This window comes from Planctomonas deserti, assembly GCF_003067705.1.
GTDB classification, from domain to species: domain Bacteria; phylum Actinomycetota; class Actinomycetes; order Actinomycetales; family Microbacteriaceae; genus Planctomonas; species Planctomonas deserti.
In genome coordinates, this window is sequence record NZ_QANL01000087.1 from 1 (window position 1) to 635 (window position 635).

Genomic DNA, 635 nt, shown 5'->3' on the forward strand with positions numbered 1-635 from the left:
GACCTGCAGGCGCCGTGATTCAGCCTGCGCGGCGTCCTGGCGCTGGCGCTCGGCGTCCAGCAGCTGTGCTTTCAGGCGCTTCATCGCCTTGTCGCGGTTGGCGTGCTGGCTGCGCTCGGTCTGGCATTCCACCACCACGCCAGTCGGCACGTGGGTGATGCGGATGGCCGATTCGGTCTTGTTCACGTGCTGGCCACCGGCGCCGGACGAGCGGAACGTATCCACCTTCAGGTCGGCGGGGTTGATGACGATGTCATCGACCTCGTCGGCCTCGGGAATGATCGCTACGGTGGCCGCCGAGGTGTGGATGCGGCCCTGCGATTCGGTGGCTGGCACGCGCTGCACACGATGCGTACCCGATTCGAACTTCAGGCGTGAGAACGCGCCACGGCCGACCACGCGCGCCACCACTTCCTTGTAGCCGCCATGCTCGCCCGGGCTGTCCGATTCGATTTCGACTTTCCAGCCCTGGCGCTCGGCGTAGCGGGCGTACATGCGGAACAGGTCGCCGGCAAAGATCGCGGCCTCATCGCCCCCGGTACCCGCGCGCACTTCCAGGAACAGGTTGCCTTCATCGCGCGGGTCGCGCGGCACCAGCAGCAGCGCCAGCTCCTGCTCCAGTTCCTGCAGGCGCG

1 protein-coding gene is annotated in these 635 nt (G+C 67.6%); it reads right to left on the minus strand.

All coding sequences use genetic code 11. The features are described 5' to 3' along the window. A partial coding sequence (locus tag DAI20_RS19680; protein WP_159085142.1) for a PCRF domain-containing protein occupies positions 1-635 on the minus strand: 635 nt, incomplete at both ends.